Here is a 21,206-nt window from a genome sequence, read left to right as displayed (position 1 = left end):
GATTTATCAACTAATATAACTGAACTTGAGCATGTTGGAATATCTAAACAGAAACTTCCCATGAATTTTATTTGACAAAAAAGCAGGGTTTTCCATGTTTTTCCTCAAATTGTTTGACCCATGTCTCATGTCGTTCTAATTCTTCTGGCTCAGGAAAAATGATCGGTAGATCAACCTGTACCCGCTGTCTACTATTTTGTTGTCCGTGACTTTCATGTTGTGACAGGGCATCCATATCAAATGAAACCTGTCCACCCGTCATGGCAAGATAAACGTCAGATAAAATCTCGGCATCTAGGAGGGCGCCGTGAAATGTACGATCACGGGCAGGGATGTCATAACGTCTGACGAGTGCATCCAGTGAATTTTTTTGTCCCGGATGTTTGCTTTTTGCCAATGCCAAGGTATCTGTAACTTCACACACTTCTGACAGTCTGCCCAAACCTGCGCGTTTAAACTCCATGTCTAAAAAGTTCATATCGAAGCTTGCATTGTGCGCAATAATTTCTGCACCTTTCAAATATTCAAAAAGCACGTCTGCAATTTCAGCATATTTCGGTTTGTCTTTTAGAAAGTCATCACTAATGCCGTGAATATTTTCAGATTCTCCAACAGGTTTTTCGGGGTTGATATAAATATGAATAGAGCTACCTGTGAGTTTGCGATTGATCATTTCAATCGCACCCACTTCAATGATGCGGTCACTATCCTGAAAATAAAAACCTGTGGTTTCTGTATCCAGAATGAGCTGACGCGGTCCTTGAATATTTAAAGTTGCTGGCGTAGTCACAACATGCGGATGCGCTGCTGTAGTTGATTGGGCAGAATCACTTGAAATTATGTCTTGTTCAGCTGAGTTCGCAACTGTAGCATCTGAGGCCAAGATTGTCGCATCAGATTCAACTTGAATCTGCTCTGGGAGGTCTTGTGAAAAATCATCCTCTGGCTCATGTGTATCTGTCATATCAAATCCAAAGGGATCATCTAATAACCAGTCATTTTCAGATTTTTTTTTTGTTTCTGGCGTAGATAGTTGATGCCCAATCCATTCAGATTCAGGTACAACGATGTGTTGCTTATCTGGTTGTTGCACCCCTAAATTTGCCAATTGGTCTGCCATTTCATTGCCTGCATGACCTGCATGACCTTTAATCCAGTTCCATTCAATGTTTCGATCTGCACAAACCTGATCAAGTTGTTGCCACAAATCTGGGTTTTTGACATCTTTCCAATTTTTCTTTTTCCACCCATGAATCCACTCGGTAATACCTTGTTTAACATAGTTTGAATCCGTCCAGATGATCAATTTTGCATGTTGTGGACAGAACGAAATCCCTTCAATGGCAGCAGTGAGTTCCATACGGTTGTTGGTGGTATTGGCTTCGCCCCCATAAAGTTTGTGCTCAGCCTGTTCGGTAATGATATATGCACCCCAACCACCCAAGCCAGGATTACCCTTACAGGCACCATCAACATAGAGCGTGATTGTTTGTGACATCATATAAATCCCAAAACTAAAAAATTAACTTAACTGACGGTATTGTATATGTAAATAGGCTGTTCCGAGCCGTTGATTGAATGATTTCTTTAATTTCTTGTAACATTTCCACGCAAATCACGTTAAATTATTGCCTTGTCTAAGCGACATGCTTCACTACAATGGCAGATCAAAGAATTAAACTTTACGCGAGTTGTTTGGAACATTTTATGTATAAACCGACCAATATGGTGTGGCAATTTCCCGCAGCATCACTTTTTAAAATTACGATATTGGCTTCTGCTTTAGCAGCACTAGGTATGACCACGGGCTGTTCCTCAACTCCACAGTCTGCAAAAACAACAACAAGCAAACAATTAGGTTCGGGCTATCTGGATGCCAGTAGTCTGGATTCTCTCGAAGACTTACTTTCTGCCACAGATATGCGTGCGGTAGAGGGTGATCGCTTACTTATTTTAAAACACGGTGATGTCTGGAAACGCATGACGGTCGGTTTTAAAATGGATTTAAATCACTGGGATCCGCGTATTGAAGCGCAGCGTAGCTGGTTTATTTCACGTCAACCTTATCTGGATCGTTTAAGTGCGCGTGCCAGTCGTTATTTGTACCATACCGTGAAAGAAGCAGAGCGTCGTGGTATTCCGACAGAACTAGCACTCTTGCCTGTAATTGAAAGTTCTTATGACCCCGCTGCTACCAGTAGTGCAGCCGCAGCAGGTTTATGGCAGTTTATTCCAAGTACGGGGCGTATTTATGGTTTGAAACAAACCAGCCAGTATGATGGCCGCCGTGATGTGGTTGAATCTACTCGCGCTGCCTACGAGTTTTTAGGAAGTTTATATAACCAATTTGGTTCATGGGAATTGGCATTGGCTGCATATAATGCAGGTCCGGGTCGTATTCAACAGGCAATTAACCGTAATCAGGCAGCAGGCTTGCCGACAGACTATTGGTCATTGAAATTACCGCAGGAAACCATGAACTACGTTCCACGGTTTTTGGCAGTTGCCCAGATTATTAAAAATCCTAAAGCTTATAATGTAAATTTACCCCCAATTGCCAACCGACCACACTTTAGAGAAGTCACTTTAAATACGCCAGCCGATTTAAATCAAATTGCCTCCATTACAGGTTTAAGTCGTGCCGAGCTTTATGCACTGAATCCGGGCTATCGTGGTGAGCAAATTGACCCAGAGAGTCCAATGCGCATTTTAATTCCAGCAGATGTGAATCCATCGGTCGATACCAAACTGAAAGCTTTAAAAGGTGCTTCAGGTTTGTGGGCCAGCAATACTACGCCAGTTCCTTCTACGAATTCTACGGTAAGTATTAATACCACAACACGCAGTTCTTCTCAGACCATTAGTCCAAGTCGTACTACGCCTCCTGTCATGACAGCAAGCAGTATTACTCGCCCGACGACGTCAACAAGCACTGTGACCTCATCTGTAACACGACCATTAAAAACCACCCCACGCAGTGCAGATGAATTAGCGGCGTTTGCTGCAAGTGCAGATATTCCGAGTGCGCCACGTATTCCTGTAGCAGTAACTCCTTCAAGTAATGTCAAACCTGTCAGTGCTGAGCCTCCAATTTCCAAGGCAGAACGTGAACAGATTGTGGCTTTGGTACAGCAGGATGGCGTAAAGGAAACCGTCAAACAGGCATTGGAACCTCAACCAACTCAAGCTGAAAAGGATCAGGTGGTCGCGGAGTTACAAGCGATTGCACCGAAAGGAACTGAAATTGTTGATCCTTATGACGGCAAGATTAGATTAACTGCTATTCAGACCAGCCAATCGGTTGCGGATACAGAAGGCAAGGAAGTGACCAAAGGCTTTGCTTATCCGAAAGCAGTTGCTGAAACGGTAAGTTCGAACAGTTATGAAGCCCAAAATAATCAGGGCAAACCGTATATTAAAACCGATACGGATATCGTCGTGGTGCAACCTTCAGGTAAGCGTTCTACGTATACCGTTCAGCCGGGCGATACTTTAGCCATTATTGCGGCTAAAAATGGCGTAAGCTGGCGTGATATTGCCAAGTGGAACCAAATTGATCCGAACAATACTTTATTTGTAGGGGCATCTTTATATTTATATGATGCCAAACCACAGGCGATTGATCGTCCGGTCAGTACAAAAACGGAGTCTAAACCTGAAAGTTATACAGTTAAGGCGAACGATAGCCTTACTGGAGTGGCAGATCAGTTTGGTCTGACTGTAAAACAGTTGGCGGATTATAATAATTTGTCTGTGACCAGCGGACTTTTTGTCGGGCAAAAACTTTCTTTGAAAGAGAACGCTTCAGCACGTAGTACAGTTTCTTCGAATCGTAATGAAGTTAAAGCAACTGATTTAAAAAATGCGCGTGTTGCTACCAAATCATATACTGTGAAACGTGGTGAATATCTCAAGCTGATTGCAGACCGTTATGCTTTATCGAATCAGGAATTAGCAGATTTAACTTCAGGTTTAACGGCCAGTAGCAATCTATTGGTCGGTCAGAAAATTAATGTCCCTGTCCATGAAGTAACTGCGCAAGGCAATGATAAATCCGATGTGAAAGAAACACGTAACAGCGTTGCAGCTAAAACTGATGCAATTAAAACCGATACAATTAAAACGGAAAGTTATCAGGTGCAGCGTGGAGATACCTTATCCAGCATCGCCACTAAATCGAAAATAAGTTTGGCAGAATTGGCAAGTTTAAATAATATGGCAGCCAATAAAGGCGTTCGCGTTGGACAGAGCTTAAAAATTCCAGCTGGTTCAAGTGTTCCTGAACAATATACGGTTCAAGCGGGAGATAGTTTAAATAGTGTTGCCAGTAAGTTCGATCTGGATTTGAATGATATTGCCGAACTTAATGGTTTAAGCCGCACTGCGGGCTTAAGAGTTGGGCAGCGTCTAAAATTGACAGGTGAAGCCGAAGCTTCTTCAAAAGTTGAACAACAAGCCTCATCAGATGTGCATACGGTTAAATCAGGTGAAACCTTAGCCAGTGTCGCCAGCCGCTATCATTTACAAGTAAATTATCTTGCCGCTTTAAATGGTTTAACTCGTAGTTCAAATATACGAGTAGGACAAAAGTTGAAGTTAACAGGCGATGTGCCAAAAGCTGAAACGGCAAAAGATGAAAGCCCAAAAGTAGCACCTAAAAATAAATCATCGGCTAACACTGAAACTTATACCGTTAAATCTGGTGAATCATTAAATAGTATCGCTAGCCGTTTGGGTATAAGTAGTAAAGAACTTGCAGATTTGAATAAACTAAATGCGCGAGCCTCGTTACAGCGTGGACAAAGCTTGCAAGTGCCTAAAACTATTACAGAATATACGGTAAAACGTGGTGATACTCTGATTGGGGTGGCGAGCAAATTTGGCATGGCGATAGCGGAGTTGGCGGATTTAAATGATCTTAAACAAAATGCACAATTGCGTATTGGCGATGTGATTAAAGTGCCTAATTTATAACGTTGGAATCTGATCGTGGATTTAACTTATGGACGAGGTCGTATTTTAAAAAGCCATATTTTAAAAAGCTTGATCCTGACAGGAATGGTGTACTGCGGCACGAGCAGTGCTGCAGTACAAACCACGCCATATATCGCGATTCATACCACGCCCAAATATAGTGGTTTGAGTCATATGCCTTATGCCAACCCTCAGGCACCCAAAGGCGGAATCATGAGTCAGGCCAGTAATGGCACTTTTGATAATTTAAACAGTATGAATGGCAAGGGCAGTTCTACAGCCGGTAGCAATTTTCTGTTTGATAGCCTGATGTCCACTTCAATGGATGAACCTGCCGTTTTATATCCCTTGCTGGCGAAGACTGCTACGTTTGACCCTGAGCATACCAATTTTGTAATTTTTGACTTAAACCCTGCTGCCAAGTTTAGTAATGGTCAAGCAGTAACGGCTGAAGATATTAAATTCAGCTTTGATACCTATCAAACTAAAGCCAATCCTGGATTGCAGATGTATATTGCAGATTTGGCAAAGACTGAGGTGTTATCAAAATATCGAGTTAAATTTAGTTTTAAATCAGACAATAATGCAGAAATGCCTTTGATTTTAGCGACATTGCCGATTTATTCAAAAAAAGATTGGCAAAATCGAGACTTTACCCGAGTTTCACTTGAACCGATTTTAGGGTCTGGTCCTTATTTGATTGAACGTATAGATGCTGGGCGCAGCATTAGTTATAAACGTAACCCTCACTACTGGGGCAAAGATTTACCCGTCAATCGGGGGCGTTATAATTTTGATCGATTAAAATTTGTTTATTATCGCAATATGGATATTGCATTTGAAGGTTTTAAATCGGGTCAATATATGTGGTATGAGGAGTTTACTCCGCGTAAGTGGGTGACTGCATATAACTTTTCTGCCATTAACGCGAAAATGATTAAAAAATACGAATTTCAGCACCGCAATCCGATTACCACACAAAGTATTGTACTGAATAGTCGTCGTACGCCTTTAAATGATATTCAATTTCGACGTGCCATAAGCTATGCCTATGATTTTGAATGGCAAAATAAAGCACTATTCTATGGTAAATATCAGCGATTACAGAGTTATTTTGATAATAGTGAATTGGCTGCTGTGGGAAAACCATCTGCGGCTGAACTTAAAATATTACAACCCTATTTAGCCAAACTTGATCCAATTGTGAAGCAAGGCGTTTTGGCTGATTGGAAATATCCTGTTAGTGATGGCAGTGGCTTTAATCGAAAAAATTTATTGACTGCACGGCAGTTATTGTTGAATGCAGGCTATAAAGTTGAATCAGGTCAATTGCGTGACCATCAGGGCAAACCGATCCAATTTGAGCTCTTAATTCATCAGGATGGCTTACAACGAACCTTGATGCCTTTGGTTCGTAACCTGAAACGCTTGGGGATTAATGTGTCGATTCGGCAAGTCGATGTTCCACAATATCTGGAGCGCATGCGTCGTAATGACTTTGATCTGACCACCTTGGCATTGCCTCAATCTTTAACACCGAGCAATGAACAATTTCAATTCTGGAGTAGTTCTGCTGCGGATCAGGTTGGAAATTATAACTTTGCTGGCATTAAAGATCCTGTGATTGATGCCGCGATTCAGCGTCTGGTGAAATCCTCTAGTCGTGAGGAATTGATAACCAATACCAGAGTGTTAGATCGTTTGTTACGAGCAGGCTATTATCAGATATTAACCTATGGAAAAGGTGGAAACTGGTATGCTTATTGGGATCTGTATGAGCATCCTCAGACTTTACCCAAACTTACAGTCGGACTGGATTATTGGTGGTCTAATCCACACAAAGCTCAAACTTTAGCAAACTATTTGCGCAGACAATAATTAAACCAAAAGACGCCAAAGGAACCGAATGATGGGCACCTATATTATTAAGCGACTTTTACTGATTATTCCTACTTTGTTTCTCATTTTATTGATTAACTTTTTGGTGGTTCAAATTGCGCCGGGTGGGCCTGTGGAACAGGCGATTCATCAGGCCGAAACCTTTCAGGGAATCAATGCGACCGGGGGCGGGGAAACGGTCAGTGTCTCCTCGGATCGTTCCTATCAAGGCGCACGTGGTTTAAGTCCCGAAATGATTGAACAGATCAAAGCGCAATATGGTTTTGATAAATCTGCACCAGAACGCTTCTGGTTAATGCTTAAGGGATATTTAACGCTTGATTTTGGCACCAGCTTTTTTAAAGATAAACCCGTTACCCAACTTTTATATGAAAAAATGCCCGTGACGATTTCACTGGGGCTGTGGAGTACCTTACTGATTTATCTGGTTTCGATTCCACTTGGAATCCGAAAGGCCAAACAGCACGGATTATTTTTTGATAAATCGACTTCTATTTTATTGGCCGTTGGTTATGCCGTTCCGACCTTTGTTTTTGGCGTTTTGTTAATTGTATTCTTTGCTGGTGGTTCATATTTTCAATGGTTTCCATTACGAGGGCTGGTATCGGAAAATTTTGAAAGTCTTAGTCTTTTAGACAAAATCAAAGATTACTTTTGGCATATGACACTGCCACTTTTAACCATGGTTTTAGGTGGTTTTGCTGGTCTGACTTATTTGACCAAATATTCATTTATGGAAGAGTTAAATAAACAATATGTATTGGCAGCCCGATCTAAAGGATTGACCGAAAATCGAGTGTTATATGGTCATGTTTTTCGCAATGCGATGCTGATTGTAATTGCAGGTTTACCTGAGGCTTTAGTAGGTATTTTCTTTGTCGGTAATCTGTTTATCGAAATTATTTTTAATCTGGATGGTATTGGTTTGCTAGGCTTTGAAGCCATTACCCAGCGTGATTATCCAGTCATTTTTGGAACTTTGTTTTTATTTACCTTGCTAGGATTAATTTTAAGATTAATCAGTGATGTGATATATCAGGTGATAGACCCTCGAATTAATTTTGAATCGCGGGGAGCAAAATAATGTCTCCGATGATGCAAGCGCGTTTCAGACGATTCAAACAAAATCGTTTAGGTTTTGCTTGTTTTATTCTGTTTATGGTCATTTTTATTCTGTCTTTGGGCTCAGAATGGATTGCTAATGATAAACCGATTTTAGTGAAATATGATCACAGCTATTATTTTCCTGTGGTGAAAGCCTACCCTGAAACAACTTTTGGCGGTGTGTTTGAAACTGAAGCCGATTATAAAGATCCAGCGGTGCAACAGTTAATTGAGGATAAAGGTTGGGCAGTTTGGCCATTAATTCCCTTTGCTTATCAAACCCCGAATTTGGATTTAGCTGTTCCTGTTCCTTCCGCTCCAAGTCCACAAAACTGGCTTGGAACGGATGATCAGGGGCGCGATGTGCTGGCACGAATTTTATATGGTTTACGCGTTTCGCTTATTTTTGGTCTAGCCTTAACTTTTTTTGCGGCACTGATTGGAATCGTGGTCGGTGCTATACAGGGCTATTACGGCGGCTGGATTGATTTACTTGGGCAGCGTGTACTTGAAGTGTGGGGGGGGCTGCCTATGCTGTTTATGGTCATGATTCTGGTCAGTATGTTTACCCCAAGCGTGTATTGGTTATTTTTAATTATGCTGTTATTTGGCTGGCCAGCTTTAGTGGGACTGGTTCGTGCTGAATTTTTAAGAGCTCGTAATTTTGATTATGTACGTGCCGCACGTGCATTGGGGGTTAAAGATCGAACGATTATGTTTCAGCATATTTTGCCCAATGCCATGAGTTCTAGTTTGTCTCAGCTTCCATTCATGTTGACTGCCAATATTACTGCCTTAACTGCACTGGATTTTTTAGGGTATGGATTGCCGCCTGATGCCGCATCTTTAGGGGAGTTGTTATTACAGGGCAAAAATAATTTAACTGCGCCTTGGTTAGCATTATCAGGATTTTTTACTTTGGCACTGGTGTTATCGTTACTTATTTATGTCGGGGAGGCGACGCGAGATGCATTCGATCCAAGACGACAATAACCTGATTCAAACTCAGCCTTGCCTAAAAGTTGAAGGGCTTCACATTGAAAATGAACAGGGGCAAGCCTTGGTTCAGCAACTGGATTTTGAGCTGAAACAAGGCGAAACACTGGCAATTGTGGGTGAAAGCGGGTCAGGTAAGTCAATCAGTAGTCTGGCACTGTTAGGTCTATTGCCACAGTATTTAAACATACAGGGACATGCCTTTTTTGACGGGCAAGATTTACTGACATTAAATCAAACACAATCTCGGCAAATTCGTGGTCAAAAAATTGCCATGATTTTTCAGGAACCGATGACAGCGTTAAATCCCTTGCATCGGGTTGAGAAAATTATTGGGGAAATGCTGATTCTACGGGGCTGGTCAAAACAGCGCGTACGTGAACGAGTCATTGAATTATTAAACGATGTGGGTATTCCCGAACCTGAAACTAAACTCAGACGCTATCCACACGAATTATCGGGTGGGCAACGACAACGCGTCATGATCGCAATGGCGCTGGCGCAAGAGCCTGAAATTTTAATTGCAGATGAACCGACTACTGCGCTGGATGTAACCTTACAGGCCCAGATTTTAAACTTACTTAAAACCTTGCAGCAAAAGCGCAAAATGGCCATGATTTTGATCAGTCATGACCTGAACTTAGTGAAACGCTATGCCAATCAAGTAATTGTAATGAATAAAGGTGCAGTGGAAGAGAAAGGGCAGGTTGAAGAAATATTCAATTCACCCAAATCGGCTTATACACAACATCTTTTAAATCATGATTTTGGTCAGGCATTAACGCTACAGTCTGATCAGCCATTATTACAACTTGAACAATTAAGCGTGAAATTTCCCATCAAAAAAGGTTTATTTAATCGAGTTCAGGATTATGTCGTGGCACTGGAGGCGATGAACCTGTGCTTGAATCAGGGAGAGTCCATTGGAATTGTGGGAGAAAGTGGCTCAGGTAAAAGTACATTGGCTCTTGCCGTAACCCGCCTGATTGAAAGTGATGGAAAAATTGTCTTATTAGGCACAAATTTAAACGAGTTAAGAGAAACTCAATTACGGTCTTTACGGACAAATTTTCAGATTGTCTTTCAGGATCCGTTTAGTAGTTTAAATCCGAGGATGACCGTTGCACAAATTATTGGTGAAGGTCTGGTTTTAAAGCAGCTTCAACGTGCTGATATCGATACACTCATTGAGGATGCCTTGCTTAAGGTAGAATTGCCAATAGAATTTAAACATCGCTATGCACATGAATTATCTGGTGGGCAACGACAACGTATTGCTTTGGCACGAGCTCTCATTTTAAAACCCAAATTGATTATTTTGGATGAACCTACCTCTGCCTTAGATCGAACGACGCAACGTTCAATTGTTCAATTATTACGACGACTACAGCAAGAACAGCAATTAAGTTACTTATTTATTAGTCATGACTTGCAAGTCGTCCGTGCACTCTGCCAGAAAGTTTTGGTGCTACGTCATGCAAAAGTCTTTGAATATCAAATAACTGAACAATTATTTTTATCGCCGAAATCGGATTATACCCGTCAGCTTATTGCAGCAAGTCAATATTAAACTGTTGCAGATAATTGACATGTGATATTGTCAAGTTGTAATAAAAGAATGATATTCACTATTTGTTAAATTTAAATTAGAGTGGTTGCTCTAATTTATCTCAGGATAAAAAATGACTCAAATTGCCAGTTCGATTCAAGTTAGAAATACTACATTTAAAAACCGAATCATTAAAGGAGCCATGAGTGAAGCGCTTGCCAATGATGCAGGACAGCCAAATCAATTGCACTTAGGCTTATATGAAGCATGGGCAAAAGGTGGTTTAGGTTGTGCGATTACAGGCAATGTCATGGTCGATATTCGTGCCAAGAACGAGCCGGGCGTTGTTGCAATTGAAACTGAGCGTGATTTGTCTGAGCTGAAGAAATGGGCAGACGTCGGGAAAAAATATGGCATGGTGCAATTAATTCAGTTATCGCATCCTGGTCGTCAATGCCCTAAAGGCTTAAATAAAGAAACAGTCGCACCTTCGGCTGTACCTTTTAGTCCAGTCTTGGCATCTATGTTCGCAACCCCACGCGAGCTTGGTCATGAAGAAATTTTGGATATTATCCAGCGTTTTGCCAATGCTGCACAAATTTGTGAAAAGGCAGGTTTTGAAGGGGTACAGTTACATGGCGCGCATGGCTATCTCATCAGCCAGTTTTTATCTCCTCTGACCAATAAGCGTCAGGATCAATGGGGTGGTTCAATTGAAAATCGTATGCGTTTTTTAATTGAAATTTATCAAGCAGTTCGTGCAGCAACATCAGAAAATTTTATTATTTCAGTGAAACTAAATTCGGCTGATTTCCAACGTGGCGGTATTACTGAAGAAGATGTCATTACAGTATTTAAGGCAATGGATGCAGCTGGCATTGATCTGATCGAAATTTCTGGTGGAACTTATGAAGCACCTGCTATGGCCGGTGTAAAAGCTGAAAAACGCAAAGCCAGCACCATCGCACGTGAAGCATACTTCTTAGAGTTTGCTGAAAAAATTCGTCAGCATGTCAATTGTAAATTGATGGTCACTGGTGGTTTTCGTACAGTTGAGGGCATGAATGCTGCTTTAGCCAGTGGCGCATGTGATTTTATTGGAATTGCACGCCCATTTGCTGTTGAAACTGATTTGGCAAATCGCTTAATTGCGGGTCAGGATGTAAAATATGCCGTGAAGCCGATTAAAACAGGTATCCCATTTGTAGATAAAATGGCGATTATGGAAATTATCTGGTATGCAGCGCAGTTTAGAGATATCGGTAAGGGCAAAAAGCCAAATCCTAAATTATCGCCACTTTTGGTTTTCCTGAATTATGCCAAAGGTAATATTAAGGCGGTCATTAAAGGTCGGGTGAATTCACGTAAATCAGCATAACACTTGTGAAGGGGTTCAAATGAATCTCTTCATTTTATTGCAATAAAAAAGCCACTATCATAAGTTGATAGTGGCTTTTTCGAATTTGGCGTCCCTACGGGGATTCGAACCCCGGTTACCGCCGTGAAAGGGCGATGTCCTAGGCCTCTAGACGATAGGGACTTATAGGTGAGGCAGTATCTGAAAATTGGCGTCCCTACGGGGATTCGAACCCCGGTTACCGCCGTGAAAGGGCGATGTCCTAGGCCTCTAGACGATAGGGACGTTTCAGAGGTGGGCGTATATTAGGTTGAATTTATAAGTGTGTCAAACAGTTTCGCCAAGAAAAACGAGAAAAAGATTTTGAACGTTTAAAATTAAATCAATAACATGCAAATTGCTATAAAAGGAAAATTTATTTAGAGAATAATGTTGTAGCGACTTGGGTTAAATGGTGAGTTATATTTAAATTGGATTTTAAAAGATGCAAGTATCAAATCGCATTTAATCAGTATAATAAATTTATCAAAATTGCGATGTAGGCATTGAATTAGCTAAATAAACCCTCATATGAAAAGAAACATGATTTTAGTCATGATGTAATATTGAAGATGGAAAATTTTAGTCTTATGGTCAGAACTGATTTTTAAATTAAGCACCTACTATTTTTTGGCGAAATGTCGCTATCACTGGATATTACGTTGACTGAAATGTAATGAGAGTCGATACTCTCAGGGTTTTATTTAAGCATATCGGTTCAAAGGAGCGGGTTATCCACTTGCTCTTCAAAACTCAGTCCAAAGCAGGAGATAAATATGGCTGGTGGAAAGTCAACAATCATTTACACACTGACCGATGAGGCACCGCTACTGGCGACCTATTCACTGCTTCCGATCATTGAGACTTTTACCAAGCCCGCTGGCATTGAGATCGACAAAAGCGATATCTCCGTGTCTGCCCGCGTACTCGCAGAGTTCTCTGAGTATTTAAGTGATGAGCAGAAAGTACCTAATAATCTTGCAGAGTTAGGTCGTCTTACACAAGACCCTGATACGAACATTATCAAATTACCGAATATCAGTGCGTCAGTTGCACAGTTGACCGCATGTATCAAAGAGCTTCAGGCAAAAGGTTTTCCAATTCCTGACTACCCTGAAAACCCAACGACAGAAGAAGAAAAAGCAATTAAAGCGCGTTATGGGAAATGTTTAGGTTCAGCGGTTAATCCTGTATTACGTGAAGGTAACTCTGACCGTCGTGCGCCTGCTGCAGTAAAAAACTATGCTAAAAAGCATCCACATTCGATGGGTGAGTGGAAGCAATGGTCTCAAACTCATGTTTCACATATGGAAGAAGGTGACTTCTATCATGGTGAAAAATCCATGACGCTTGATCGTGCTCGTAAAGTGAAAATGGAATTGATTACTAAAAATGGTGAAAGCATTGTGCTTAAACCTGAAGTGGCTTTGCTAGAAGGCGAAGTGATCGATTCGATGTTTATGAGTAAAAAAGCACTGTGTGATTTTTATGAGAAACAACTGGATGATTGCCGTGAAGCAGGCATTTTGTTCTCATTACACGTTAAAGCGACTATGATGAAGGTGTCACACCCGATCGTATTTGGTCACTGCGTCAAAATCTATTATAAAGATGCGTTTGAAAAACACGGTAAATTATTTGACGAATTAGGTATTAACGTCAATAACGGTATGGCAGGTCTTTATGAAAAGATTGAAACATTACCGACTTCATTACGTGAAGAAATTATTGAAGATTTACATGCTTGTCAGGAACACCGTCCTGCACTTGCCATGGTCGATTCAGCAAAAGGTATTACTAACTTCCATTCTCCAAATGACGTGATTGTCGATGCTTCTATGCCAGCCATGATTCGTGCGGGCGGCAAAATGTGGGGTGCAGATGGTAAGCAATATGATGCTAAAGCAGTTATGCCTGAGTCAACTTTTGCCCGTATTTATCAGGAAATGATCAATTTCTGCAAATGGAATGGCAATTTTGATCCGCGTACCATGGGTACTGTGCCAAACGTTGGTTTGATGGCGCAAAAGGCAGAAGAATACGGTTCTCATGACAAAACCTTTGAAATTTCAGAAGCGGGTGTTGCCAATATTACCGATCTTGAAACTGGCGAAGTGTTGATGTCACAAAATGTAGAGCAAGGTGATATCTGGCGTATGTGTCAGGTGAAAGATGCACCTATTCGTGACTGGGTAAAACTTGCGGTAACGCGTGCTCGTAACTCTGGCATGCCTGCTATTTTCTGGCTTGACCCATACCGTCCTCATGAAAATGAGCTGATCAAGAAAGTTGAAAAATACTTGAAAGATCATGACACTGAAGGCCTTGATATCCATATCATGTCTCAAGTTCGTGCGATGCGTTATACCCTAGAGCGTGTGGCTCGCGGTCTGGATACAATTTCTGTCACTGGTAACATTTTACGTGATTACCTGACTGATTTGTTCCCGATCATGGAGTTGGGTACTTCAGCGAAAATGCTGTCGATTGTTCCGTTAATGGCCGGTGGTGGCATGTATGAAACTGGAGCTGGCGGTTCAGCACCAAAACATGTTCAGCAGCTGGTTGAAGAAAACCATTTGCGTTGGGATTCTTTAGGTGAATTCCTTGCGCTTGCTGTTTCTTTAGAAGAGCTAGGCATTAAAGAAGATAATGCTCGTGCGAAATTGTTGGCAAAAACTTTAGATCAAGCGACGGGTAAATTGCTTGATAATGACAAGTCACCATCACGTCGTACAGGTGAAATTGATAACCGTGGTAGCCACTTCTATTTATCTTTGTATTGGGCAGAAGCATTAGCTGCGCAGAACGAAGATGCTGAGTTGAAAGAAAAATTTGCGCCTTTAGCGAAAACCCTAGCTGACAATGAAGAGAAGATTATTGCAGAACTTTCGCAAGTACAGGGTAAGCCTGCGGATATTGGGGGTTACTATGCCATTGATCCAGCTAAAGTGAGTGCGGTCATGCGTCCTAGTGCAACCTTTAATGATGCGATTGCAAGTATTTAATTGCACGAAGAACTAATGTCAGTTCTTGATGTAAAAAAACCGATGCAAATGCATCGGTTTTTTATTTAATCTGAATGAGTTGAGCTTTAAAGAAACACTCTTACTTAGCGACCATTACGGTTGCGACCACGTGGAGCTTTGGTATTTGGACGTGTTGTGCCATTGGTTTTACGGCGCGGCTTCTCACTTTCATCCATTTGCCAAATGCGCTTGGTTCCTGACTTTTTCTTATTCGGATCTTTTTTCTCACCTTCTTTATGTTTGTGCTGCATCGGTTTACCACCTGTGCCGCCCGGTTTTTTTACATAAGAACGTGAACGATAGGGTTTATCCTCTGGCACATCTTTAAAGTCTGGATAGAGCAAAGGTTCAATCTCAGTTTGTTCACCCGGTTTTAAACCCAGTCGAACCAAGTCAATTGATCCGATTTTTGTGCGAATTAAACGTAAAGTGGGAAAACCAACGGTTGCAGTCATACGTCGAACCTGACGGTTACGACCTTCACAAATCGAGATTTCCACCCAAGAAGTTGGGATATTGGCACGATAACGCACAGGCGGATGACGTTCCCAAAGCCACTCTGGTTCTGTCACTTTCAGTGCTGTGGCAGGTAAGGTTAAACCATCAGCCAGCTCTACACCTTTACGCAATTGTTCCAGAGCATCCTCAGTGATATCGCCATCAACCTGAACCAGATAAGTTTTGTATTTTTTATTACTTGGATGAGTAATAAATTGATTTAAACCACCATGATCGGTTAGGAACATCAGACCTTCAGAATCTAAATCTAATCGTCCTGCAATACGTAACTCAGGATCATTGATAAAACTGGAAACAGTTAAATGTGCACTGTCTTCACGAAATTGTGACAGAACATCATAAGGCTTATTGAATACAACAATTTTCATATCAATTTACTGCTTTAATTTAAGTGTTTTCAAAAAGTGTTTTTATTTAAATGAGAAATGTTGCTATTTCTGCTCAAAATCTCATCAACAACAGTTTTTCAATTACACTGGTTTTGCATTAATAAAAATAGAAGGTATGTCCCAAGTGGCATACATGCATTTGCCAGCGACAAAAGGGAGAACCAATACAATGGGTTATCAGAAGATCGTAGTTCCTGCGGATGGTGACAAAATCACAGTCAATGCAGACCTGTCACTTAATGTTCCCAACCATCCGATCATTCCTTTCATTGAAGGTGACGGTATTGGTGTGGATATTACACCAGCAATGAAAGCAGTGGTAGATGCTGCTGTGCTAAAAGCGTATGGTGGCAAGCGTTCGATCGAATGGATGGAAGTATACTGCGGCGAGAAAGCAAATACTATTTATGGCACCTATATGCCAGAAGAAACTTTTGAAGCATTACGTGAATATGTGGTGTCAATTAAAGGTCCTTTGACCACACCTGTGGGTGGAGGCATCCGTTCACTCAATGTTGCATTACGTCAGGAACTCGATTTGTACGTATGTATTCGTCCTGTTCGTTGGTTTAAAGGCGTACCAAGTCCAGTGCAACATCCTGAACAGACCAATATGGTGATTTTCCGCGAAAACTCAGAAGATATTTACGCAGGGATTGAATGGAAAGCGGATTCACCCGAAGCCAAAAAAATGATCAAGTTTCTTCAAGAGGAAATGGGAGTGACCAAAATCCGTTTTCCAGAAAGTTGCGGTATAGGGGTTAAACCTGTCTCGAAAGAAGGCTCGCAACGTTTGGTGCGTAAAGCGATTCAGTTTGCGATTGATCATGACCAGCCAAATGTGACTTTGGTGCATAAAGGCAACATCATGAAATATACCGAAGGTGCATTTAAAGAATGGGGCTATGAACTCGCAATTGAGCGATTCGGTGGCGAATTGATAGATGGAGGGCCGTGGGTCAAAATTAAAAATCCCAAAACGGGCAAAGATATTATCATTAAAGATGTGATTGCCGATGCGTTCTTGCAGCAAATTCTATTGCGCCCGACCGATTACTCCGTGATTGCAACATTAAACCTAAATGGTGATTATATTTCTGATGCATTGGCTGCTGAAGTCGGTGGTATAGGCATTGCACCTGGTGCAAATATTGGCGGATCGGTTGCAGTGTATGAAGCAACGCATGGTACAGCACCAAAATACGCAGGGCAGGACAAAGTGAATCCGGGTTCAATCATACTTTCTGCGGAAATGATGCTACGTGATATGGGTTGGACAGAGGCAGCGGATCTGATTATTAAAGGGATTTCAGGCGCGATTGCAGCCAAAACGGTCACTTATGATTTTGAACGACTTATGCAAGGCGCTACATTATTGCGTTGTTCTGAATTTGGACAAGCGATTATTCAGCATATGGATGATGAATAGTCTAAGAACAGCCTCTCAGTATTGAGAGGTTTACGGTTTGAGAGATCATGATTTGTTGATGTTTTGTTGAATGATCACTCAAATCAATCACGAATAATTTTAATATATCGATCTAAATGAATGGATTAGATTTTAAAAATATAAAGATAGACGTTATTGTCTGATCAATTAAATCACGAGGGGCTGGTGTCGTGACAAGTATCTATGCTCCAATATTAACAACGCATTTATTTAATTTTCAGGTGTCCGTATGAACTGGCCCTTGCTGATCAATATTATTATTTTTATTGGGCTGATTATTTTACTGGCTCAAACACGTAAGACCAACTGGAGTCTGGCTAAAAAAGTGCTGAGCGGTTTATTGCTTGGTGTGATTTTTGGATTAGGCTTACAACTGGTCTATGGTGAATCGAGTCCTGTTCTTGCTGAGTCAATGCAATGGTTTAATCTCGTAGGCAATGGTTACGTTAAACTATTACAAATGGTGGTAATGCCGCTGGTTTTTATCTCAATTTTAGGGGCTGTGGCTAAACTGCATAATGCTAGTTCTTTAGGCAAGATCAGTTTTTATACGATTGGGATTTTACTATTTACAACCGCTATAGCTGCATTGGTGGGTGTTGGTGTGACCCATTTATTTGGCTTAACTGCTGAAGGCTTGATGCAGGGAACACAGGAAACTGCCCGACTCAGTGCACTGCACAGCGACTACATGGGCAAAGTGACTGATTTAAATGTACCACAGTTGCTGTTGTCATTTATTCCGACCAATCCTTTTGCAGACTTAACCGGAGCAAATCCGACGTCGATTATTAGCGTTGTTATCTTTGCTGCTTTTTTAGGGGTTGCGGCATTAAAACTGTTAAAAGATGATGACGTTAAAGGTCAGCGAATTTTACGTGGTATTGAGTCTTTACAAGGCTGGATCATGAAACTGGTTCGTTTGGTCATGACCCTGACACCTTATGGCGTATTTGCTTTAATGACCAAAGTTGTTGCTGGTTCTAATATGGCAGATATTTTAAAGCTCGGCGGATTCTTGGTTGCCTCTTATCTCGGACTGGCAATCATGTTTGCTGTACATGGTATTTTATTGTCACTTTCAGGCATCAATCCATTACGATTTTTTAAAAAAGTCTGGCCTGTATTAACTTTTGCATTTACCAGCCGTTCCAGTGCAGCGAGCATTCCTTTAAATATCGAAGCGCAAACTCAACGTCTCGGTGTCCCTGAGTCAATTGCCAGCTTTTCGGCTTCCTTTGGTGCGACTATAGGACAAAATGGTTGTGCAGGTTTATATCCTGCCATGCTTGCGACTATGGTTGCGCCAACTTTAGGTATTAATACCTTTGATCCTTTGTGGATTGCAACCTTGGTATTGATTGTGACTTTAAGTTCGATTGGTGTTGCAGGTGTAGGGGGTGGAGCAACCTTTGCAGCATTAATTGTATTACCTGCCATGGGATTGCCTGTGACTTTGGTTGCACTATTGATTTCAATTGAGCCTTTAATTGATATGGGGCGTACTGCATTGAATGTGAATGGTTCTATGACCGCAGGTACAATTACCAGTCAGTTCATGCACCAAACCAATAAAGACATTTTACAAAGTGACGATGATCCTGAATTGAGTCACGGTTAAATTTAATATTTTAATAAGGCAACACTAACCATGAAAATGTATCAAGTCGATGCTTTTACCCAGCAATTATTTAAAGGAAATCCTGCTGCGGTTTTGGTTATAGAAGATTGGCTAGATGATGGATTAATGCAATCGATCGCGTTTGAAAATAACCTCTCGGAAACCGCATTTGTTAAACAACTAGAAAATGACAACTATGCCATTCGCTGGTTTTCACCGACGGATGAAGTGGCTTTTTGTGGTCATGCAACACTGGCAAGCGCATTTGTACTTTTTCGTGATTATACTCAAGCAAAGACCTTACAATTCCATGTAAAAGATTTAGGGATCTTTATCGTGACTCAAGCGGAAGATGGCAAAATTTTGATGAATTTTCCGATCCGCCGTGCCCAAAAGCTTAGTGAATATCCTGCTATTTTAGATGAAGCATTGTCTAAACCATTTAAAGCAGTATATGCCAATCCACAGGCCTATATTATCGAATACCACAGCGTACAGGATGTGCTTGATGAACAGCCTGACTTAAGTAAACTGAAAACATTGGGTAAAATGCGTACTGCCATTACAAGCTCAACACTGGACGTTGCGATTACCGCCTCTGACAGTACGCAATACGATTGTGTATCACGTTATTTTGCCCCCGCAATCGGAATTGATGAAGATTCTGTTACAGGTTCCATTCATACCGCAATCGTGCCGTTATGGGCAGATCAATTGAATAAAACCGAATTCATTGCTTATCAAGCTTCAAACCGTGGTGGTGAATTATATTGCCGTATTTTAGATCATGAACGAATCGAAATTTCTGGTTATGCAGTGTTATACATGCAAAGTCATCTTGAAATCTCAAGATAAAATGCTAAAAGCTTGAACTGATATGGCATTGATTGCTCAGAAGGTTTAAGCTTATTTTCATTTGGTCGTGACTATAATCACGATAAATTTCCCCTTTCATCCCATAGCTATAGCCGTAAGTATTATGAAAGTTTTTCCATCTTCAGAATACACACAGATTTTTCGTTACACCGCTTATTGGGTCGTTGCTTCTGTCTTGATTGGGGTGATTTCTGGTTTATCCTCTAGCCTTATTTTTGTGTGCTTTGATATTGCCAATCAAACTCGAATTGTTTATCCGTGGCTGGTCTATTTTTTGCCTTTTATTGGGCTGTTGATGGGTTATCTGTTTTATTACTATGGCACACCAATTGAAAAGGGAACGCATTTACTGATTGATGAAATTCATCATCCTAGAGCATTTATTCCAAAACGAATGACTCCTTTGGTATTTTTCAGCGCGATTTTAACCCAGATTTTTGGAGGCTCGGCTGGACGCGAAGCTCCGGCAGTTCAACTTTCAGGTGCATTGACCGATCATATGACGCAAGTCTTTAAAGTACCCGGAGATAACCGTAAGATTTTTCTCATTGCCAGTATTGGTTCAGGTTTTGCGGCTATTTTTGGATTGCCGTTGGCTGGTGCAATATATGGTCTGGAAATTACCTCACTGGGTAAATTACGCTATTCAGCAGTCTTTCCTTGCTTTGTTTCTGCGCTGGTGGCTTCACAGATTCCTGAACTGTTTCATATTAGTCATCCACATCAGTATTATGTGGTTTCCAGTTTCCCAGATTTAAATTTCAGCACCATCTCAAGTCTGATTGTGGCAGGTTTATTATTCGGTTTTGTCGCTCGAATGTTTATTGCTTCTATTTTATATGTGAGTAAGCAACTCAATCGCTACATCCGTTTTATGCCGTTTCGACCCATGATTGGTGGTATCTTAATTATGTTGATGACGGTGTTGGTGGGTCATCAGAAGTTTAATGGTTTAGGTGTCGGCAGTATTATTTCTTCATTTTATATTGACCTTCCTATTACTGATTTTCTCGGTAAAATCATTTTTACCGCCACCACGCTTGGTTCAGGTTTTAAAGGAGGGGAAATTACCCCGTTGTTTTTTGTGGGTACGACCTTTGGCAATGCTTTGGGGCAGTTTTTACCTTTACCTATTTCATTGCTTGCAGGCTTAGGTTTGGTGAGTTTATTTGCTGGCGCGAGCAAGGCACCATTGACCTCCATTGTTTTGGCAATTGAGTTATTCGGCGCAGATATCGCACAATACGCAGTCATTACCTGTTTGTTGGCTTATCTTTTTTCAGGGAATTGTGGTTTATATACTCAGCAAAATCTTAGATTACGTGCTGAAGATTGAATCTGAAATACACATTTATCATGTTATTTAGTTGAATTTTGGGGACAATTGAACTACAGCATAATGTG

The 21,206-nt window shown here is 41.1% G+C and carries 13 protein-coding genes and 2 tRNA genes; 11 read left to right on the top strand and 4 right to left on the bottom strand.

Annotated features, from left to right (window positions below; translation table 11 throughout):
• Positions 1-67: 67 nt before the first annotated feature.
• On the bottom strand, positions 68-1,498 hold the full coding sequence (dnaQ, locus tag E0D95_RS06195) for a DNA polymerase III subunit epsilon (protein WP_130803071.1): 1,431 nt from the start codon (positions 1,496-1,498) through the stop codon (positions 68-70).
• 209 nt (positions 1,499-1,707) lie between these two features.
• Here dnaQ and E0D95_RS06190 point away from each other — a divergent pair, with 209 nt between their 5' ends.
• The 6 genes from E0D95_RS06190 (at position 1,708) to E0D95_RS06165 (ending at position 11,900) form a co-directional block, all read left to right on the top strand.
• Positions 1,708-4,974, top strand: a complete 3,267-nt coding sequence (locus E0D95_RS06190) for a lytic transglycosylase (RefSeq protein ID WP_130803070.1) — start codon at positions 1,708-1,710, stop codon at positions 4,972-4,974.
• A gap of 84 nt (positions 4,975-5,058) precedes the next feature.
• Positions 5,059-6,852: an extracellular solute-binding protein gene (locus E0D95_RS06185; RefSeq protein ID WP_130804845.1), complete on the top strand. Its 1,794-nt coding sequence runs from the start codon at positions 5,059-5,061 to the stop codon at positions 6,850-6,852.
• A 31-nt stretch (positions 6,853-6,883) separates the two neighbouring features.
• Positions 6,884-7,957, top strand: coding sequence for a microcin C ABC transporter permease YejB (yejB, locus tag E0D95_RS06180; protein WP_130803069.1), 1,074 nt, complete (start codon positions 6,884-6,886; stop codon positions 7,955-7,957).
• Complete coding sequence (locus tag E0D95_RS06175; RefSeq protein ID WP_130803068.1) at positions 7,957-8,970, top strand: ABC transporter permease; 1,014 nt, start codon at positions 7,957-7,959, stop codon at positions 8,968-8,970. The genes yejB and E0D95_RS06175 overlap by 1 nt, the downstream gene beginning before the upstream one ends.
• Complete coding sequence (locus E0D95_RS06170; protein ID WP_130803067.1) at positions 8,945-10,543, top strand: ABC transporter ATP-binding protein; 1,599 nt, start codon at positions 8,945-8,947, stop codon at positions 10,541-10,543. The genes E0D95_RS06175 and E0D95_RS06170 overlap by 26 nt, the downstream gene beginning before the upstream one ends.
• Positions 10,544-10,655: 112 nt before the next feature.
• On the top strand, positions 10,656-11,900 hold the full coding sequence (locus E0D95_RS06165; RefSeq protein WP_130803066.1) for an NADH:flavin oxidoreductase/NADH oxidase family protein: 1,245 nt from the start codon (positions 10,656-10,658) through the stop codon (positions 11,898-11,900).
• Positions 11,901-11,986: 86 nt separating this feature from the next.
• Here E0D95_RS06165 and E0D95_RS06160 read toward each other — a convergent pair.
• A tRNA-Glu gene (locus E0D95_RS06160) sits at positions 11,987-12,062 on the bottom strand.
• A 26-nt stretch (positions 12,063-12,088) separates the two neighbouring features.
• Positions 12,089-12,164 (bottom strand) — tRNA-Glu (locus E0D95_RS06155).
• A gap of 530 nt (positions 12,165-12,694) precedes the next feature.
• Here E0D95_RS06155 and E0D95_RS06150 point away from each other — a divergent pair.
• Complete coding sequence (locus E0D95_RS06150) at positions 12,695-14,926, top strand: NADP-dependent isocitrate dehydrogenase (protein WP_130803065.1); 2,232 nt, start codon at positions 12,695-12,697, stop codon at positions 14,924-14,926.
• Positions 14,927-15,030: 104 nt separating this feature from the next.
• Here the strand turns inward: E0D95_RS06150 and E0D95_RS06145 are convergent, their stop codons facing one another.
• Positions 15,031-15,834, bottom strand: coding sequence for an rRNA large subunit pseudouridine synthase E (locus E0D95_RS06145; protein ID WP_130803064.1), 804 nt, complete (start codon positions 15,832-15,834; stop codon positions 15,031-15,033).
• 190 nt (positions 15,835-16,024) lie between these two features.
• Here E0D95_RS06145 and icd point away from each other — a divergent pair, with 190 nt between their 5' ends.
• The 4 genes from icd (at position 16,025) to E0D95_RS06125 (ending at position 21,138) form a co-directional block, all read left to right on the top strand.
• A complete protein-coding gene (icd, locus tag E0D95_RS06140) occupies positions 16,025-17,284 on the top strand; it encodes an NADP-dependent isocitrate dehydrogenase (RefSeq protein WP_130803063.1) in 1,260 nt (419 codons plus the stop codon).
• Between the two features lie 250 nt (positions 17,285-17,534).
• The gene (locus E0D95_RS06135) at positions 17,535-18,926 is read left to right on the top strand and encodes an L-cystine transporter (RefSeq protein WP_130803062.1); all 1,392 of its coding nucleotides are present in this window, start codon (positions 17,535-17,537) and stop codon (positions 18,924-18,926) included.
• 30 nt (positions 18,927-18,956) lie between these two features.
• Entirely contained in the window at positions 18,957-19,781 is an 825-nt protein-coding gene (locus E0D95_RS06130; protein ID WP_130803061.1) for a PhzF family phenazine biosynthesis protein, read from the top strand.
• Between the two features lie 124 nt (positions 19,782-19,905).
• On the top strand, positions 19,906-21,138 hold the full coding sequence (locus E0D95_RS06125) for a voltage-gated chloride channel family protein (RefSeq protein WP_130803060.1): 1,233 nt from the start codon (positions 19,906-19,908) through the stop codon (positions 21,136-21,138).
• The last annotated feature ends 68 nt before the right edge of the window (positions 21,139-21,206 follow it).

Origin of the sequence: Acinetobacter ihumii, from assembly GCF_900625095.1 — a bacterium.
In the GTDB taxonomy this organism is placed as follows: domain Bacteria; phylum Pseudomonadota; class Gammaproteobacteria; order Pseudomonadales; family Moraxellaceae; genus Acinetobacter; species Acinetobacter ihumii.
The sequence above is the reverse complement of the archived record's forward strand: the minus strand, read 5'-3'. Positions and strand labels throughout refer to the sequence as shown.